Source organism: Brevibacterium sp. UCMA 11752, from assembly GCF_021532235.1.
Classification (GTDB): domain Bacteria; phylum Actinomycetota; class Actinomycetes; order Actinomycetales; family Brevibacteriaceae; genus Brevibacterium; species Brevibacterium antiquum.
This window is the reverse complement of the sequence record NZ_JACBOS010000003.1, coordinates 953,634-968,966: the sequence shown is the minus strand read 5'-3', so window position 1 is coordinate 968,966 and position 15,333 is coordinate 953,634. Positions and strand designations below refer to the sequence as shown.

Below are 15,333 nucleotides of genomic sequence, written 5' to 3'. Positions count from 1 at the left end.
AGGACGACATACGAACAGCTGAGAGGACAGACCATGAAGATCGCCATCACAACTTCGCAAGGTAACGTTGGTCAACACCTGACGCGCATGCTCATCCGGGCCGGCGTCAGACCGCTGTTGCTTAGCCGCGACCCTGAGAACATCGCCACGGCCGTTGCCGAGCATGTGGACCTGGTGCAGGCTGACTCACACGACCCGGACCAGGTGGTCTCTGCTACTGCTGGTGTCGATGCGATCTATTGGGTCGACCCATCCACTGACTCCCCTGATCCGCTGGGCGACTATCGCCGTGCGACGGAGTCAATCGTCGCCTCGGTCGAGGCGAACCGCATCGAACGGGTCGTCTTTCAAAGCAGCGTCGGCGCGGAAAAGCGTCATGGCGCGGGCGAGATCGACGGTCTCGCTGAGACGGAGGTCGCCCTCGACGCCTGTGATGTGGATGTCACCCACCTGCGGTGCGGTTTCTTCTTCACGAATTTGTTGTTGGACCTCGCATCGATCAAGTCCGGGCGGCTCCAGACCGTGCTGCCACTCGACTCGCCGATGAGCTGGGTCGCCCCACGAGACATTGCTGAGGTGGCAGCGCTTATCCTATTGAATCCAGAGTGGTCTGGACGTCATGTTCGGGCAATTCACGGCCCCGAGGATCTGACATGGTCCCAAGCGGCGACGATCATTTCTGAGGAGCTCGGTCGGGAGGTTCACGTTGAGCACATCAGCGATGCCCAGATGCGTGTCCAGTACCTTCAGATGGGCATGTCACCCGGCATGGCCGACGCAATCCTGGGGATGTCCGCCGGCCTGCGTGAGGGGTTCGAACCCGAACAAAACCGGTCAGTACTCACCACTACGCCGACTCGCCTGCGCACCTGGATCCATGAGGAGCTCATCCCGCTACTCTGAAGAACTCGGCAGACCGGATCAAACGGTGGGCTGCCCCGCGCGGGGCAGCCCACCTGAATATAGGAGACCTGATGTCACACGTCATCACTGCCCTGGCTCCACATCACCAACTCAAAGTCGCTCGTCTCGTCGTCGAGGATGGGTGGCTCAACAGTGACGTCGAAGCCCGCATTCAAGTTTCAGCGCCAACCGTCAAGCGATGGGTCGGAAGGTATCGCGCTGGGGAAGCCATGCTCGACCGCTCGTCGCAACCCAAAATCTCGCCGAACAAAACGCGGAAGGCAGTAACAATACGGTGCGTGAGCCTGCGAATGCGGTTGAGGGAGGGGCCAGTTCAGCTCGCCGCTCAGCTCGGCATTGCCCCGTCGGCTGTGTATCGGATTCTGCGCACTGCACGGGTCAATCGACTCTCCTACACCGTCCACGCCACGGCCGAGCCCATATGACGCTGTGAGCATGACCATCAAGGCTCGCTCGTGCACCTCGATGTGAAGAAGCTCGGAAATATCTCTGACGACGGCGGACGGCGCTACCTCGGCCGCCGGCAAGGGGAGAAGAACCGGACAGCGACGCCAGGCAGACCGAAGAGCAAGTGGCACAAACCCAAGTTCGGTTACGCCTTGGTCCGCACCGTCCTCGACGACCATTCGCGCATTGCCTATACAGAAGTGCACGATGACTGGACCGCAGTCACTGCCCTCTGTGACCGGTGGCGACTGATGCAAAGAAGGGTGACAGCGTGAGTGTCATGCTGCGAGGGCAGCTGGCTCTATGATTGCTTCGTACTCTACTGGCGTCAATCGACCCAACCGGGCTTGTCGGCGACGTCGGTGATATGTCCGCTCGATCCAGGTCACGATCGCGATTCTCAACTGGTCGCGAGTGACCCACCGGCGACGGTCGAGAACGTTCTTCTGCAACAGGGCGAAGAACGATTCCATGGCCGCGTTATCGCCCGCTGCGCCGACTCGTCCCATCGACCCGATGATGCCATGACGGGCCAAAGCCCGAGTGAATTTCTTCGATCTGAATTGGCTGCCGCGGTCGCTGTGCGTCACGCATCCGGCCACGTCACCGCGCCTGGTCACAGCCATCTCGAGGGCATCGACAGCCAACCGGGCCTTCATCCTCGAGCTGATCGAATAGCCGACGATGCGTGACGAGTAGGCGTCCTTGACCGCGCAGAGGTAGAGCTTGCCCTCATTCGTATGGTGCTCCGAAATGTCGGTCAACCACAGCTGGTTCGGGCCATCAGCTCGAAACTCGTGCCGGGTCTTCCCATCGGCATCGACAACCGCGCACAGATCGTCGTGGACCGGTGGGCCGGGTTTCTTCCCGTTCTTGGCCCGGCCCTTGCCGAAGGCGGAGAACCAGTCATTGGCCGAACACAACCGCCACGCAGTGCGTGCCGCCATGGGTTGGCCGGCCGCTTCGGCTTCGTCGGCGAGGTATCGGTACCCGAACTCGGGATCATCACGGTGGGCATCGAAGAGCGCATTGGCCCGATATGCCTCAACGAGATCGGTATCAGGGACAGGCGCGGCCAGCCACCGGTAGTAGGGCTGGCGGGAGAGCTTCAAGACCCGGCACGACACCGCCACGGGGATCCCGTCGGCGGCGAGCTCTCTCACGAGCGGGTAGAGCCTTTTGACGGCAGGTTCGCCTGTGACAGATAGGCGGCCGCGCGGCGTAGGACCTCGTTCTCCTGCTCCAGCAGACGATTGCGCCGACGCATCTCTCGTAGTTCGGCGGACTCGTCGCTGGTGTTGCCGGGTTTGTTGCCGGCATCGACTTCTGCTTGGCGGAGCCATTTGTTCAGGGTGCCTTCATGGATCCCGAAGTCCTTGGCGATCTGTCCGATCGTCGTCTTGGAATCCCTGGTCTGGACGACGCGGATGACGTCGTCGCGGAATTCTTTCGGGTAGGGCTGTGGTATGGTGTCTATCCTTCCAGGCTTGCCTGTAAACAAGCCAGATTAGATGTCACCTAACCCCTGCATCAGTCCCGTGGGCACCCGGTCTTTCGAGCCCAACATGCCACGGCGACATGCTGTCGCGGATGCCTCGAAACTAACCACCATCTTGCGAGGGGCCGCGAACTCGATGAACAGGCGCGAGCCTATGTTGTTGAAGTGATCTGCCGGTGGATAGAAGCCGAATACGACGCTGCTGTCCCAGAGCCGCCCCTTACAACCCAACCGCGTCTGTTCTGAAACCTAGCCAGGCACGTCGACAGTTGCCCGATCGTCCGACTACGGTGCCTGGCACGATCGTTGACTGGAGTGGCACGTGTAGCGAACGACATCAACCGAACCGATTACTAGTCTGAAATGGCAGGCGAAACATAAGCGATTTCGCATGCAACTTCCGGCGGAAAGCTGGATGACCATCCTATGGAAGGACACGAGAATCATGGCTGATGGCAATCGCGCAGTAGTGTTCGCTAATCCACAAGACATGCGAGTCGAAAACCTCGACTTTCCAAAACTGGAGATGCCCGACGGAGCAAAAGCACCGCACGGGGTCATCCTGAAAATTGTCGCTACGAATATCTGCGGAAGCGACCTCCACATCTACCGTGGCTCTTTCCCAGTGCCCCAAGGCATGGTCATGGGACACGAAATGACAGGCCAGGTAGTTGAGCTCGGATCCGACGTCACTTTCCTCAAGGAAGGCGATCTCGTCTCGGTGCCGTTCAATGTCGCTTGCGGCCGGTGTCGCAATTGCCGGGCGCGCAGGACGGAAGTCTGCGAGACTACGAATCCAGATGTCGCCTGCGCAGCCTACGGGTTCAACCTCGGCAATTGGCAAGGTGGACAGGCGGAATACCTGTTTGTGCCCTATGCCGACTTTCAGCTGCTCCGCTTCCCAGACAAGGACCAGGCCATGGAGAAGATCCGCGACTTGGCCCTCTTGTCAGACATTCTTCCCACTGCATTCCACGGACTCATGGAGGCCGGCGCCAAGCCGGGCTCGACAGTCTATATTGCCGGTGCAGGACCTGTCGGCCGGTGCGGGGCAGCGGCAGCTCGCCTCCTCGGAGCGTCATGCATCATTGTCGGCGACTACCACAAGGACCGCCTCGATCTGATGAAGCAGAACGGCTGCGAGACCATTGACCTCAACGAGGATGTTCCTCTGACCGATCAGATCGAAGCTATTCTAGGCGAGCCCATGGTGGATTGTGCTGTGGACTACGTGGGCTCGGAAGCACATGGAATCGGTCGTGAGGCCGGAGATATGGATCCCGCGCACGCGATCAATCAAGTCATGGACGCTACCCGACCTGGCGGAGCCACCGGCATTATCGGAGTCTACGGACCCGATCCGCTTGCAGAGTCGAAAGCAGAGCAGGAAGGAACTTTCCCACTCGACTTCGGAAAAGCATGGATCAAGTCACCTCGAATCTCGGGCGGCCAGGCACCGATCATGCACTACAACCGCGAGTTGATGATGGCCATTCTCTGGGATCGCATGCCGTACCTCAGCGACATGCTCAACACGAAGATCATCAGTCTCGACGATGCTCCAGACGCCTACGCAACCTTTGATAAGGGTGCTTCGGACAAGTTCATCATCGATCCACACGGGGTCATTCCAGCCTGATCTGACCCACGTCTCTGGAGGTCAGCGGGTCCACTCAGCGGCCTACGAGACTCAGTTCGGGTGCCACCAATGGTGGCACCCGAACTGTATAGTTCGTCAGTAATGGGCTTCCGGCCAACCACCAAACCGATTGAAACAATTCTCGCGAGAATATAAGGGGTGCCGTCACATGAGTGAGCCAACTGTCCCCAGTTTGCGGTTGAGTAGCTGGTCGACTACACAGAACTCGAAGAACGATGCTGCAGATCACTGGCAGCACATCCGTCAACAGGCTTACGTCGACGTCTCTACCGACCCCTTAACCACTGATTTCCACGGCGAGGTCACCCTCGGACGATTTCCCAGCTTCGCACTGTCCATCAAAAGAGCCGGAGGTGAGGATGTCTGGCGCAGCCGCAGCCATATCGCACAAGGCGACGAACGCGATGAGTATCTTTACACCGTCTTTCAAGTCAGCGGAACTTGTGTCCTAGAGCAATTTGATCGGACCGCAGTGGTTCCTCCGGGGTCTGCGGTCATCTACGACAGTTCTGCACCTTTTGTCATGCACAATGCTGGCCCCTACGAACAGGTCATTGTCGAACTTCCTGCCGACGAAGCTTTCGCCCGTGCAGGTGTCTCGCGCGGCAACGATCTACTCGCGCGAACCTTGCCTTGTGACGGGGCGGTATCGGCAGTCGCCTCCTTCTTCGTTAACCTGGCGCAATCTCAGATCCGTGATCCTGAAGGCGCAGTACGGCTGGAACCCCATGCTTCTGACCTTGCGTTCTCTACGCTCAATCTCGTTACTCCAACCACCGCTCGTGCAGATCTCCCTGGCGCTGCTCGACGAGAACAAGCCATCGCATATATGCGTGCGAATCTTAGCGATCCAAGTGTGCATGCAACCAGCATCGCCGAGGGAATTCACATCTCTCGAAGAAGCCTCTACCGAGAGTTTCAAGGAACTGGCGATTCAGTGATTGGAGTGCTCAGGGAACTCCGAGTGGAGCAGGCTAAACGGCTTTTGCTCGGTTCTCCGAATCGGCCAGTTAGCTCGATTGCGCGTGATACAGGTTTCTCGAGCGTGGCTCATTTCTATCGCGTTTTTCGGGCGTCAACATCGATGACTCCTGGCGAATATCGTGCTCAGGGACTTCCACGGGGTCTCTAGCGAAGCACGATAGCGACGCCGAAACTAGTGGTTCAGATCGATGTGGTGTTCAGTGGCGCGACGCGCAACTCGCTCGTCGTGCTCCCCCTTGGGCCTCGCACTGCACGCGGCGTTCGACCTCGCCCCGCTGGTCGTGGTCACCCAGACCTTGGTCGAGCTCGTCGCCATGGTCGTCTTCGTCCGGCTCGTACCGCGACTGGTGTCGGCCGCTTACAGGGACTGATGCAAAGAAGGGTGACAGCGTGAGTGTCATGCTGCGAGGGCAGCTGGCTCTATGATTGCTTCGTACTCTACTGGCGTCAATCGACCCAACCGGGCTTGTCGGCGACGTCGGTGATATGTCCGCTCGATCCAGGTCACGATCGCGATTCTCAACTGGTCGCGAGTGACCCACCGGCGACGGTCGAGAACGTTCTTCTGCAACAGGGCGAAGAACGATTCCATGGCCGCGTTATCGCCCGCTGCGCCGACTCGTCCCATCGACCCGATGATGCCATGACGGGCCAAAGCCCGAGTGAATTTCTTCGATCTGAATTGGCTGCCGCGGTCGCTGTGCGTCACGCATCCGGCCACGTCACCGCGCCTGGTCACAGCCATCTCGAGGGCATCGACAGCCAACCGGGCCTTCATCCTCGAGCTGATCGAATAGCCGACGATGCGTGACGAGTAGGCGTCCTTGACCGCGCAGAGGTAGAGCTTGCCCTCATTCGTATGGTGCTCCGAAATGTCGGTCAACCACAGCTGGTTCGGGCCATCAGCTCGAAACTCGTGCCGGGTCTTCCCATCGGCATCGACAACCGCGCACAGATCGTCGTGGACCGGTGGGCCGGGTTTCTTCCCGTTCTTGGCCCGGCCCTTGCCGAAGGCGGAGAACCAGTCATTGGCCGAACACAACCGCCACGCAGTGCGTGCCGCCATGGGTTGGCCGGCCGCTTCGGCTTCGTCGGCGAGGTATCGGTACCCGAACTCGGGATCATCACGGTGGGCATCGAAGAGCGCATTGGCCCGATATGCCTCAACGAGATCGGTATCAGGGACAGGCGCGGCCAGCCACCGGTAGTAGGGCTGGCGGGAGAGCTTCAAGACCCGGCACGACACCGCCACGGGGATCCCGTCGGCGGCGAGCTCTCTCACGAGCGGGTAGAGCCTTTTGACGGCAGGTTCGCCTGTGACAGATAGGCGGCCGCGCGGCGTAGGACCTCGTTCTCCTGCTCCAGCAGACGATTGCGCCGACGCATCTCTCGTAGTTCGGCGGACTCGTCGCTGGTGTTGCCGGGTTTGTTGCCGGCATCGACTTCTGCTTGGCGGAGCCATTTGTTCAGGGTGCCTTCATGGATCCCGAAGTCCTTGGCGATCTGTCCGATCGTCGTCTTGGAATCCCTGGTCTGGACGACGCGGATGACGTCGTCGCGGAATTCTTTCGGGTAGGGCTGTGGTATGGTGTCTATCCTTCCAGGCTTGCCTGTAAACAAGCCAGATTAGATGTCACCTAACCCCTGCATCAGTCCCGTGTTCTGCACCGGGCCGTCGACTGATTCGCCGAACGTGGCGTCACCGTCGAGCATGTTCTCTCGGACAATGGCAGTGACTACCATTCGCACCTGTGGGTCAACTCTTGTGAGTCCCTAGCTATCCGTCCCGGATGGACGCACCCTTACCGGCCACCGACGAATGGCAAAGTCGAACGCTTCCACCTGACCATGGCGGATGGTTGAGCCTATTCCCGCTGCTACAGATCAGGGCAGGAACGACGCGACGCGATCGAGGCCTGGCTGCATCAACTACAACCAGCATCTCCCACACTCAGCTTGCGGCAATCAGCCACCCTTCACACGTTTAATCAACGTCCCCGATCAACACAACTAGTGAAGATGCGATCATGCCCACCCCCGTCGAACATGTGCGGAATCAATCACGAAGAGACCCCGTCGGCCACCATGCGATCGCGATGCTTGCGAGCCCCAGACCGGCGAGGACGAGGTAGCTGATGACAAATCCAGAGCTCCCGACAATGGCCGACAGCAGAATGCCGGTCACAGCGAGCAGCGCCGCAGTTCCCATGCTCTCGGATGCCTGCAACGATGCGCTGTACCTTCCGTGCTCGTACGGATCCGTGATCCGCAAGGTCGCCGAGGCGATGCGGGGGTAGGCAATGCCCATCCCACCGCCCATGAGCACACATCCGAGGATGACCGCCGGAAGAGTGAGAAAGTCGAGGGTGTAGCCAACAACGATCACGGGCCCCAAGGAGACCAGCGGCGCCGCCAGACCAAGCAGTTGACCGTCACGCCTCCCGTCGGCGTCGAATCTGCCCTGAACCCATGAACCGGCTGCCCAGCCTGCTGCTCCGCTGGCAATAACGAGACCCGCCACCGAAGACGCGAATCCCCGTTGATCTTGGAGGAAGAGTGTCAGGTGAACATCACAGGCCGTGGATGTACCCCCCAAGATCGCACGTAGTCCCACCAGTCGCGGAGCTCCCGACCTCAGGGTGAATGTTCCCGCAGGCAGGAGGATACGAGCAGCCGGAAGGAGAACGAGGCTGCCAAGGGCGAGAAGCCCAATGCCCTCCACGACCGGAAGCTGACCGGCGAAATGCAGAGAGACGAGGGCCCCGGCTGCCACCAGCGCGAGAATAGGGTTCCTGCGGGGTGATTTCGCCGCAGGCCCGTCGGCTCCGTCCTCGAATTCGGATCCCGCGGACGAGCAGGAACCGGAAGACGTGGAGGGCCTGGCACCTGCCATCAGCAGAGAGATGATCGCTGTCGCTGACCCGGCAGCAACCAGCCAGAAGACAGTTCGCCACGTGGTCGCCTCCGTGAGATACCCTGCGGCGAGAGGGCCCACGAGCGAGGGTAGCAGCCAGGCCGCACTGAGCAGAGCGAACATGCGCGGGCGCATGTCCACGGTCATCGTTCGGGCGATGAGCACGTAGACGACTACGGAATCGATTCCTCCGCCGAAACCTTGAATCAGCCTTCCGAGGACGAATACGGGCGCACTCGGGGCCATTGCGCACACGGCGATACCGAGCAAGAAGAGGGCACCACCGATGGCAAGTGGTTTCCGAACTCCGTGAGCGTCGATCCACACTCCGGCGATAACGTAGCCGACGAGCCCGGTGGTGATCGTCGCCGCGTAGGCCATCGAGTACCAGTTCTGCCCGTCAATGTCGGTCATGGCGACCGGAAGGACGGTGGTGACGGCGAAGGATTCGAAGGCGATGAAGCCCATCAATGCCAGGGCGCTGAGAATGAAAGGTGCCCTTTGTGCCGACCAGAGATTCTCGCGTCGTGACGTTGCGGTCCTTCTCATCGCAGTTCCGCAATACGAAGAACCACCTTGCCCCGACCGCGGCCGGTCTCCACATCGCGGTGTGCTTCGCCTGCCTCATCCAAATCGAAACTGCGGCGCACGTGCACACGGAGCCTGTTGTCGGACACCAGGCGAGCCAGCCTTGCCAGTCGGTCGGCCGACCTTCTGCTCCGCACAATGCGACACCCGAGTTCATCGGCAAGTGGCATGTCTACGATAGTCGCAATACGCTTTCTGTCGGCAACGACCTGAACGGCAGTCTGCAGGTTCTCATGACCGGCAGCGTCGAAGGCCACGTCATAGCCTCCCGGCAGTTCGCGAATTCGCTCAAGCTGCCCCGGCCCATACGCAATCGGTTCGGCACCAAGATATCGCAGGTAGTCGTGGTTTCCCTCGCTCGCAGTTCCGACGACCTCGGCACCAGCCAACACGGCGAGCTGAGTGAAGATCGTTCCCACCCCTCCAGCTGCTCCATGGACAAGGACGCGATCACGGCTGGTGATCTCCAGATCCTCGAAGGCGGTCAGGGCCGTCTGGCCCGAAGCCGATAACGCGCCGGCCTGTTCCCAATCGAGACCTGGGGGTTTGGGAATGACCTGATCTGCCGGAACTGCGGCGAACTCTGCATAGCAGCCGAGCATCGAATAGCCGAGAACCTCATCACCGACCTGCATAGCCGAAACGTCGGAACCGACATCTTCGACGATCCCGGAGAATTCGTTTCCGGGCACCTGTGGGAACTCGATCGTCACACCGGGCGGAGTCCAGCCGGCCCGGATCGCGGCATCGGTCAGCTGAACTCCTGCGCGGATGATGCGCACGAGCACGTCCCCGGTTCCCGCACGGGGACGAGGCAGCAGCTGGGCCCGGAGAACTTCAGCGGAGCCGAATTCGTCGAAGGCCGCCGCCTCCATCGTCAGATCTGTCATTGTGGAACCCTCGCATGCTGCAGGAAGGAGGTCAGTTCCTCCACCGAGGCGGACCCAGAGAGCGAACGATCACCGATCAGAAACGTCGGAACCGAAGGAAATCCTCGATCCAACGCTTCCCGATGATCGTCTCGGACCGTATCTGCCAGATGCTCGCTGGCGATTGCTGCGTGGACCTCGGTCGCACTCAGCCCCATGCTGACGCCAAGTTTCTGCAGCACGTCAGGATCTGAGACATCGAGGTTGTCATGTAGATGCGCGTCGAAAGCACGTTCCCATGCGCCGTTGGCATCCAGGCCTCTCTCCTGCGCCGATTTGAGCACCCGATGAATCGCTCGAGAGTCGGTCCGGCTAGCGGTGTCGATCGAAATGTCGAGTCCGACTTCCTGCCCTGCCTCCCTGATCCTCCGCGAGAGCGAGGCCCACTCCTCCGGCTTCATGCCCCACTCACTCGTCGCAATATCGGGCAGCGGTTGGCGATGATCAGGTGGCCCATCGGGGTCAAGCAGAAAACTCCGGTGATGCATGACGACGTCTTCGCCGATTCCACGTGCGGCCCGCTCGAGTCTGCGGTGTCCAATCCAGCACCAGGGGCACCGCACATCTGCCCAGATCTGCACATCGGTCATCTTCATATCTCCTTCTCGGTCGAGGTGTACATGTACAGTCGACTACATGAAGTGGACTTGACGTCAAGGAGGTCGTTGCCCATGCCGCAGATTCCCGAGGACCTGCTGTGGCTGAAACCTGGCCAGGTCGCCGAACGCGCGGGCGTGGCGGTCTCCGCGCTGCACTACTACGAGAGCCTGGGGCTGATCAGCAGCCGTCGGACCCCCGGAAATCGACGCGAATATCGCCGTGACACACTCAGGGTCATCGCCTTCATCCGCGCCTCCCAGCGTGTCGGCATCGGACTCGACCGCATCAAGGAGGCACTCGAAGGTCTGCCGGAGGAGGGAATTCCTACGAAGCGCGACTGGGCACGGATCTCACGCCGCTGGCATGACGATCTCAACGAGAGGATCGAACATCTGACTGCGTTGAGGGACACCTTCTCGAACTGTATCGGGTGCGGCTGTCTGTCACTGCGTTCCTGTCCCTATTCCAACCCGAACGATATTCTGGGGTCCGACGGAGCGGGCGCTCGACGCCTCGGAGGGGACGCCTCAGAATGAAGTGAGCTGGCGATTCCCGGCTCTGCACGACTCACCCGGCCGAACCGGGCACCTCAACGGGCGCAGCCCTTCACCGGCGATTCGCGGATTCGCGCCAAGCGATCACGTCCGCCCTCTCGGCGGCTCAACTGGAGCACTGCCTGCGCGTGACGGTGCCTGTCACCGCTCCACAACGAGGTCACTCAAAGGCGTCGAACAGCAGGGCAGAAACTTCCCGGCCGCGATCTCCTTGGGGCGGATGCCTCCTGCGTGGTTCATCTCGACCTCGCCGCTGACCAGGACTGACTTGCAGGTTCCACACATTCCCTCTTCGCATGAAGACGGGAAGACCATACCGGCCTCGACTGCTGCGTCTAAAACCGTGGTCTCAGGATCGCATTCGACGTGCTTGCCGCTGCCCGTGAAGTCGATGCCGAATCTCCTCAGCGGAGACGAGCCGCACCCGGACGGTGGACCAACAGCCTTTGCTGCCCGTCCCGGGGCTGTTCCGGTCGACGCCTCGGATTCCGCGAACTGGGCCCGCTTGGCCAGCCGTTCGGCTGGTGAGGTCGCGAAGACGAAGGATTCCTCGTGCACCCGGCTCCCCAGCACGCCGAGCTCGTCGAGCATCACTCGAACTGCGGCCATGTAGTCGCCGGGACCGCAGACAAAGGTCTCACGATCTGCCACCTCGGGAACCACCTCGGCCAGTGCCTCGCGGGTGATGCGACCACGGCGGCCGGCCCACACCTCGGCGGCGGAGTCTCTCGAGCACATCGTCACCACGCTCACGCCGGGGACCTCGGCCAGCTGCTCGAGTTCGGGTCGGAAGATGATGTCGGCCGGGGTGGCCGCGTTGTGGATGAGCACGATGTCGGTCGGGGCACCGGCGGACCGCGCCAGCAGGGACCTCACCATTGACATGATCGGGGAGAGGCCCGAGCCGCCGGAGACGAACAGGTGCTTCGCGGCCGGATGGAAACTGGTGCTGAACAGACCGTACGGACCGTCGACGTGGACCCGGTCGCCGACCCGGAGCACATCGTGCAGGTAGGTCGAGACCGCGCCGCCGTCCACGCGTTTGACGGTGAGAGTGAATGTGTTCGTCCCGAACGGCGCCGAGGCGATCGAATAGCAGCGCTCACACTCGAGTTCGGGGATGCGCACCGTCACGTACTGTCCGGGTTCGAAGTCGATCCGAGTCATCCAAGGGGCGAAGAGCTCGAAGCTTCTGACGTTGTGCGTGACCTCGGTGATGGACACGCATTCGACCATCCCGGTCAGTTCTGCGTCGGCATCGGGGGTTGCCGCGTCAGTGCCGGGGGCCGTCGCAGCATAGCCGGGAGCTGCCGCGTCAAAGTCGGCGTTCAGTGTTTCCTGGTAGATCGTCATCAGCTCTGTCCTCCCTGGTCAGCCTGCCGCACGTCGGTCTGCGCCCTGTGAGCCTGCAGCCGTTCGATGTACCACGTACAGAACTCTTCGAGGTCGCTCTCCGTAGGCGCATAGGGTCCCGGAACATAGGCTGGCGACGAAATCCCACGGTGGGCCTTCGCGCACAGCGCCGCATCCTGCTCGTTCGTCTTCACCCACACAGTCGTGAGGTTCTCAACGTCATAGTCGACGCCTTCGACCGCATCCTCATGGACCAGCCAGGTCGAGCGCACCCGCGTGGTGTCGGGCCCCAGGGGGATGAGGGAGAAGGTGACCGCGTGGTCGCCCATGAAGTGGAACCAGGCGTTGGGCTGGGTGTGCATCGACAGTCGCCCCAGCTCAGGGGTATCGAGTTCACCGAGGAGTTTCGCCGAGGCGGCCCCGCCGTCCATCGTGTACGACTCCCCCTTTCCGTCGAGAGCCGCCCGTTCGATCCGGAAGCCGGTGGCTCGGCCGCTGAGCTCTGCGATGAGCTGCGTGGGCAGGTTATTGCGTTCGCTGTTGGTCTTCAGTCGCTCCTCGGCATCGAGGTAGCGCTGATAGGCGGGCTTGAGCCGCTTGGGGATCTCGTCCGGGGCGTAGCCATAGGTTGGGAAGAAGGTGCAGGTCAGCTCCGGGTGCCCGGCCTCGCAGTGATAGCACTCGCGGTTGTTCTCCATGACGAGCTTCCAATTGGCGTGCTCGATGAGATCCACCTGGGCGGCGACCTTGGTCTTACCCAGGGCGTGCGGTTCGATGTAGGGCGAGATCCGCTCGGCCACCTCGGCGAAGTCCTCCGGAGGATTCTGCGCCAGGCAGATGAAGACCAGGCCGGCGACGACGCGGACGTTGACCGAGCGCAGGGAGAAGCAGGTCCGGTCGAAGCCGGGAGCCTGGACACCTGCGGACATCAGGTCGCCCTCGGGTGAATAGGTCCACTGGTGGTAGCTGCAGACGATATTGCCCACGGACCCGTTGGTCTCGGACAGGAGGCGAGCGCCTCGGTGGCGGCAGACGTTGTGGTGGGCGCGGATCTCCTCGTCGTCATCGCGGATGATGATGACCGAATAGTCGCCGATGTCGATGGTGACGAAATCGCCGGGCTCGGGCACCTCGGCAGCTGCCGCTGCGAAGATCCATGTCGCGGCGAATACCGCGTCGATGTCCCTGCGATAGAACTCATCGGAGAGATAGAAGGGGGCCTCAAGACAGAAGCCGGGTCGACGCTCGTCGATGAGCCTGTCTGGATTGTCTGTTCTGGGATCGACTTCGGGTGCCAAAGTCATCGGTATCACCGCCTCGCTGCGATTGCTGTTGCCTAGTGCCAGTGTCCGTCGGAAAACCTACGAAGAAAAGCGAATCTTTTTCGACTCGATCGTGCAATAATATTGCATGATCGATCATCGTCTTCAGGTGCTTCGCATCCTCGCCGAGGTCGGGACCCTCACCGAGGCCGCGCACCGTCTCGGCTACACTCCGTCTGCGGTGTCCCACCAGCTGCGATCTCTGTCGAAGGATCTCGGGCTGACCATCCTGGAACAGCGAGGACGAGGCCTCGTCCTCACCCGAGCGGGCCAGCTCCTGCTCGAACGGACACAGGAGCTCTTCACTCGCTGGGAGGAGATCAGCGGAGAGCTCGCCGAAGCCGATTCCGGCTCTCCCCTGCGGCAGAGGCGACTGCGCCTGTGCGGCTTCTCGACGGCCGCGGCGGCACTGCTGCCACCGACTGCGGAGAGGGTGAACGAGCTGTTCCCCGATTCGCAGGTCACCATCATCGAGGCCGAACCAGAGGAGTGCTTCGAACTCCTCGTCACCGAGCAGGCCGATATCGCCGTCGTCGTGGCCACAGACCCCCTCCCGCCGCGCAGCGACATCCGATTCGAACAGAATGCACTGGTCAGCGACAGGCTCGACCTCCTCGTCCGCAGCGATCACCGCCTGGCGACCCGGTCCGCGGTGCTCCTCAGCGAAGCCGCAGAGGAGAGCTGGATCCTCGACCGTCCCGGTTCGCCCTACTATCGTCTCGTGCGCACCGCCTGCGCCGCTGCCGGATTCTTCCCCGAGAACGCACACCAGTCACGGGAGTGGGAGACGGGTGCCGCGCTCGTCTCCGCCGGGCTGGGAGTCGCACTCATCCCCCGGCTGGCCAGACTGCCCGAGGGCTACGATGTGGCCCGCGTACCCTTGCGCGGCGATCCGGTTCCGTCCCGGAAGATACTCACCGGGGTGCGAAGCGGGTCTGCCGGCCAGCCGATCATCGCGGCCGCGCTCGAGATCCTCCACGAGGTCGCCGCCTCGGTGGCTCAGCGCGGGGTGTGACGGCAGGGCCTCACCGGTACGTCGGCCAGCCCATGGCCGCGTGCCTGATGCGACGACGCTTCTTCGCGGTGCGGACCGCGAGGACGATTCCGGTGACGAGAGCCGCCAGTGACATCACGCCCACGATGACTGCGGTAATGACGAAACCGGAGGCGAAGTCATCGAAGGCATCGACGTTGCCGCCACCACCGAGCAGGAACAGCACTCCGGGAATCATGATGATTCCGATCGCCAGCAGCACTCCGAGGGCTCCCGCCACAATGAGCAGAATCCCCGGAACCACCGAGGGCAGCCGCGGCATGAGGTACTGCGGGGCAGCGTTCGGCGACATCGGGTGCTGTGCCACCGGGTGCCGCGGCACCGGCTGCTGCGGCATTCCGAAATTCTGCTGAGCCATCGTCGCATTCGCCCTTCGCCCTCAACCGGCTGACCACCAGTCTTCGACCGTTGACCATTGTCGCTGTCCATCGTAGCCGCGCCTCGACGCTGGACAGCCGTGCTCATGTGACGAGATGGTGACGCGCTCACCCGGACTTTCGCATCCT

Annotated in this window: 15 protein-coding genes and 4 pseudogenes; 9 read left to right on the top strand and 10 right to left on the bottom strand. The window is 61.7% G+C overall.

Annotated elements, in window-relative coordinates:
* The first annotated feature begins 33 nt into the window (after window positions 1-33).
* Window positions 34-903, top strand: a complete 870-nt coding sequence (locus HU144_RS04375; protein ID WP_235350288.1) for an NAD(P)H-binding protein — start codon at window positions 34-36, stop codon at window positions 901-903.
* 71 nt (window positions 904-974) lie between these two features.
* Window positions 975-1,628, top strand: a pseudogene (locus HU144_RS04370) (IS481 family transposase); the annotation flags it as partial.
* A 21-nt stretch (window positions 1,629-1,649) separates the two neighbouring features.
* Here HU144_RS04370 and HU144_RS04365 read toward each other — a convergent pair.
* Together HU144_RS04365 and HU144_RS04360 are read right to left on the bottom strand one after the other, a co-directional pair.
* Window positions 1,650-2,714: an IS3 family transposase gene (locus tag HU144_RS04365; RefSeq protein WP_235350286.1), complete on the bottom strand. Its 1,065-nt coding sequence runs from the start codon at window positions 2,712-2,714 to the stop codon at window positions 1,650-1,652.
* Window positions 2,663-2,872 (bottom strand): annotated as a pseudogene (locus HU144_RS04360) (transposase); the annotation flags it as partial. The pseudogene HU144_RS04360 and the gene HU144_RS04365, both read right to left, overlap by 52 nt.
* Before the next feature lie 24 nt (window positions 2,873-2,896).
* Between HU144_RS04360 and HU144_RS04355 the strand changes: the two are divergent.
* The 4 genes from HU144_RS04355 to HU144_RS04340 all read left to right on the top strand — a co-directional run bounded on the left by HU144_RS04355 (window position 2,897) and on the right by HU144_RS04340 (window position 5,884).
* Complete coding sequence (locus tag HU144_RS04355; RefSeq protein ID WP_235352659.1) at window positions 2,897-3,115, top strand: DUF4186 family protein; 219 nt, start codon at window positions 2,897-2,899, stop codon at window positions 3,113-3,115.
* Between the two features lie 199 nt (window positions 3,116-3,314).
* Window positions 3,315-4,508 carry an alcohol dehydrogenase catalytic domain-containing protein gene (locus HU144_RS04350; RefSeq protein WP_235352658.1) on the top strand — a complete coding sequence of 398 codons (1,194 nt, stop codon included), beginning with the start codon at window positions 3,315-3,317 and terminating at the stop codon, window positions 4,506-4,508.
* Between the two features lie 169 nt (window positions 4,509-4,677).
* Window positions 4,678-5,661: a helix-turn-helix domain-containing protein gene (locus HU144_RS04345; protein WP_235350287.1), complete on the top strand. Its 984-nt coding sequence runs from the start codon at window positions 4,678-4,680 to the stop codon at window positions 5,659-5,661.
* Window positions 5,662-5,713: 52 nt separating this feature from the next.
* Window positions 5,714-5,884 (top strand): hypothetical protein, encoded by a 171-nt coding sequence (locus HU144_RS04340; RefSeq protein WP_268825805.1) that lies wholly within the window; start codon window positions 5,714-5,716, stop codon window positions 5,882-5,884.
* Window positions 5,885-5,910: 26 nt separating this feature from the next.
* Here HU144_RS04340 and HU144_RS04335 read toward each other — a convergent pair whose 3' ends face one another.
* Complete coding sequence (locus tag HU144_RS04335) at window positions 5,911-6,975, bottom strand: IS3 family transposase (protein WP_235350286.1); 1,065 nt, start codon at window positions 6,973-6,975, stop codon at window positions 5,911-5,913.
* Window positions 6,924-7,133, bottom strand: a pseudogene (locus tag HU144_RS04330) (transposase); the annotation flags it as partial. The pseudogene HU144_RS04330 and the gene HU144_RS04335, both read right to left, overlap by 52 nt.
* A 63-nt stretch (window positions 7,134-7,196) precedes the next feature.
* Between HU144_RS04330 and HU144_RS04325 the strand changes: the two are divergent.
* Window positions 7,197-7,527 (top strand): annotated as a pseudogene (locus HU144_RS04325) (integrase core domain-containing protein); the annotation flags it as partial.
* Between the two features lie 42 nt (window positions 7,528-7,569).
* On the opposite strand, the gene HU144_RS04320 reads toward HU144_RS04325, so the two are convergent.
* The 3 genes from HU144_RS04320 to HU144_RS04310 are packed head-to-tail and all read right to left on the bottom strand — an operon-like array spanning window position 7,570 to window position 10,540.
* On the bottom strand, window positions 7,570-8,976 hold the full coding sequence (locus tag HU144_RS04320; protein WP_235350285.1) for an MFS transporter: 1,407 nt from the start codon (window positions 8,974-8,976) through the stop codon (window positions 7,570-7,572).
* The gene (locus tag HU144_RS04315; protein WP_235350284.1) at window positions 8,973-9,905 is read right to left on the bottom strand and encodes an NADP-dependent oxidoreductase; all 933 of its coding nucleotides are present in this window, start codon (window positions 9,903-9,905) and stop codon (window positions 8,973-8,975) included. Before HU144_RS04315 ends, HU144_RS04320 begins: the two co-directional genes overlap by 4 nt.
* Window positions 9,902-10,540, bottom strand: coding sequence for a DsbA family oxidoreductase (locus HU144_RS04310; protein ID WP_235350283.1), 639 nt, complete (start codon window positions 10,538-10,540; stop codon window positions 9,902-9,904). Before HU144_RS04310 ends, HU144_RS04315 begins: the two co-directional genes overlap by 4 nt.
* Before the next feature lie 75 nt (window positions 10,541-10,615).
* Between HU144_RS04310 and soxR the strand changes: the two genes are divergently transcribed.
* On the top strand, window positions 10,616-11,080 hold the full coding sequence (soxR, locus tag HU144_RS04305) for a redox-sensitive transcriptional activator SoxR (RefSeq protein ID WP_235350282.1): 465 nt from the start codon (window positions 10,616-10,618) through the stop codon (window positions 11,078-11,080).
* 159 nt (window positions 11,081-11,239) lie between these two features.
* On the opposite strand, the gene HU144_RS04300 is transcribed toward soxR, so the two are convergent.
* Window positions 11,240-12,451 carry a hybrid-cluster NAD(P)-dependent oxidoreductase gene (locus tag HU144_RS04300; RefSeq protein WP_235350281.1) on the bottom strand — a complete coding sequence of 404 codons (1,212 nt, stop codon included), beginning with the start codon at window positions 12,449-12,451 and terminating at the stop codon, window positions 11,240-11,242.
* Window positions 12,451-13,755: an aromatic ring-hydroxylating oxygenase subunit alpha gene (locus tag HU144_RS04295; RefSeq protein ID WP_235350280.1), complete on the bottom strand. Its 1,305-nt coding sequence runs from the start codon at window positions 13,753-13,755 to the stop codon at window positions 12,451-12,453. The genes HU144_RS04300 and HU144_RS04295 overlap by 1 nt, the downstream gene beginning before the upstream one ends.
* A 106-nt stretch (window positions 13,756-13,861) precedes the next feature.
* On the opposite strand from HU144_RS04295, the gene HU144_RS04290 reads away from it, so the two are divergent.
* The gene (locus HU144_RS04290) at window positions 13,862-14,788 is read left to right on the top strand and encodes a LysR family transcriptional regulator (RefSeq protein WP_235350279.1); all 927 of its coding nucleotides are present in this window, start codon (window positions 13,862-13,864) and stop codon (window positions 14,786-14,788) included.
* A 10-nt stretch (window positions 14,789-14,798) separates the two neighbouring features.
* On the opposite strand, the gene HU144_RS04285 is transcribed toward HU144_RS04290, so the two are convergent.
* Complete coding sequence (locus HU144_RS04285) at window positions 14,799-15,185, bottom strand: hypothetical protein (protein WP_235350278.1); 387 nt, start codon at window positions 15,183-15,185, stop codon at window positions 14,799-14,801.
* Between the last annotated feature and the right edge of the window lie 148 nt (window positions 15,186-15,333).

Bases quoted from the DNA above. Each gene is read 5' to 3' on its own strand.
- HU144_RS04375 (WP_235350288.1), top strand. From the start codon at position 34: ATGAAGATCGCCATCACAACTTCGCAAGGTAACGTTGGTCAACACCTG.
- HU144_RS04365 (WP_235350286.1), bottom strand. From the start codon at position 2,714: ATGGCTCCGCCAAGCAGAAGTCGATGCCGGCAACAAACCCGGCAACAC.
- HU144_RS04350 (WP_235352658.1), top strand. From the start codon at position 3,315: ATGGCTGATGGCAATCGCGCAGTAGTGTTCGCTAATCCACAAGACATG.
- HU144_RS04345 (WP_235350287.1), top strand. From the start codon at position 4,678: ATGAGTGAGCCAACTGTCCCCAGTTTGCGGTTGAGTAGCTGGTCGACT.
- HU144_RS04335 (WP_235350286.1), bottom strand. From the start codon at position 6,975: ATGGCTCCGCCAAGCAGAAGTCGATGCCGGCAACAAACCCGGCAACAC.
- HU144_RS04320 (WP_235350285.1), bottom strand. From the start codon at position 8,976: ATGAGAAGGACCGCAACGTCACGACGCGAGAATCTCTGGTCGGCACAA.
- HU144_RS04315 (WP_235350284.1), bottom strand. From the start codon at position 9,905: ATGACAGATCTGACGATGGAGGCGGCGGCCTTCGACGAATTCGGCTCC.
- HU144_RS04310 (WP_235350283.1), bottom strand. From the start codon at position 10,540: ATGAAGATGACCGATGTGCAGATCTGGGCAGATGTGCGGTGCCCCTGG.
- soxR (WP_235350282.1), top strand. From the start codon at position 10,616: ATGCCGCAGATTCCCGAGGACCTGCTGTGGCTGAAACCTGGCCAGGTC.
- HU144_RS04300 (WP_235350281.1), bottom strand. From the start codon at position 12,451: ATGACGATCTACCAGGAAACACTGAACGCCGACTTTGACGCGGCAGCT.
- HU144_RS04295 (WP_235350280.1), bottom strand. From the start codon at position 13,755: ATGACTTTGGCACCCGAAGTCGATCCCAGAACAGACAATCCAGACAGG.
- HU144_RS04290 (WP_235350279.1), top strand. From the start codon at position 13,862: ATGATCGATCATCGTCTTCAGGTGCTTCGCATCCTCGCCGAGGTCGGG.
- HU144_RS04285 (WP_235350278.1), bottom strand. From the start codon at position 15,185: ATGGCTCAGCAGAATTTCGGAATGCCGCAGCAGCCGGTGCCGCGGCAC.